Source organism: Priestia sp. P5_B4 (assembly GCF_056400385.1).
Genome location: NZ_JBFULJ010001025.1, coordinates 1 through 1,244 on the forward strand (window position 1 = coordinate 1; position 1,244 = coordinate 1,244).

Sequence of the window (1,244 nt, forward strand, 5' to 3'; positions counted from 1 at the left end):
GCTGTGAAAAATACCGAAGTTATCACAAAGGAATCACTTCCTATCAATCAGTATTTTTCCCGGGAAGTAATCAGTGCTATTATAAAAACTGGGATTATTAAATCGAACTCACTAGGAATGGTTGCTGGGCTTTGTCTCGCAATTGCTGTTAATGACTTAAGCTTTGTGACACAAATTCCTATCATTATTTTGGCTTTAATTGGGACATCCTTTGTCGTAGGAGGAGCTGGGGCAGTTAATAACTTCTATGACCGTGATATTGATGCGATCATGAAACGTACGAAAGACAGACCCACGGTAACAGGAGCGGTCAACCCTAAATTTGCTCTATGGTTAGGACTGGCTTTATTTGTTATCGGTGTAGGCATTTTATTTTTAGTTTCTAACATGGCCGCCATTATGGGTATTTTAGGATTTTTCTTTTATGTAGTGCCTTACACTATGCTCACAAAACGTACAACTATCTATAATACGGAAGTTGGAAGTATTTCTGGAGCTATGCCTCCAATCATTGGCTGGGCCGCTATTTCACCAGACTTATTTCATCCGGTAGCCATTGGATTGTTTGTATTTATGTTTTTATGGCAGCCTCCTCACTTCTACGCTATTGCCATTAGAAGACTTGAGGAATATAAAGCCGCAGGTGTACCAATGCTTCCTGTAGTAAAAGGTATCCGTCGTTCCAAAGTCCAAACGCTTGTATACCTAGTTATTTTGCTAGCGGCATCTTTCTTATTTTTGTCGTTTAGTAAAATTATCGCATTTACAATGTTCGGTTTAACACTAGTATGGATGCTTCTTGGAATTGTTGGATTTAAAAAATTAGAAGATACAAAATGGGCTACTTTAATGTTTGTGTTCTCATTGAACCATCTTACGATTATTTTTGCCCTTATGATTATACTGTCATTTTTTAAATAATAAACGTTCAAAAGCAGGTAGCTATCAGCTACCTGCTTTTATACTAGATACATCTTTTGCTTTAAGCGAAATCATTCCTCCGTACCTTGCCGAAACTGCTCCACCTAACGCGTTAGCAAACATTGTGTACTGCTTCTGTGACTCCTCACTTTCAGGTAATCCTTTTTCGTGAACACACCATAAAATTCCTGCCATAAATGCATCACCCGCTCCCGTCGTGTCTATCACCTGCACTTCATTTGCACTCACATGAAGCGTTTGATTTGCAGTAACGGCTGCTGCGCCATTTTCTCCCTGAGTTACCCATACGTACGGAATATGAT

General features: G+C 39.2%; 2 protein-coding genes. One reads left to right on the forward strand and one right to left on the reverse strand.

Annotated features, from left to right (window positions below; all coding sequences use genetic code 11):
- Positions 1-3 precede the first annotated feature (3 nt).
- Complete coding sequence (cyoE, locus tag AC1DRF_RS28465; RefSeq protein WP_013056789.1) at positions 4-921, forward strand: heme o synthase; 918 nt, start codon at positions 4-6, stop codon at positions 919-921.
- 24 nt (positions 922-945) lie between these two features.
- Here the strand turns inward: cyoE and AC1DRF_RS28470 are convergent.
- The coding region (locus AC1DRF_RS28470) for a PfkB family carbohydrate kinase (protein WP_477742369.1) at positions 946-1,244 on the reverse strand (299 nt) is incomplete at its 5' end.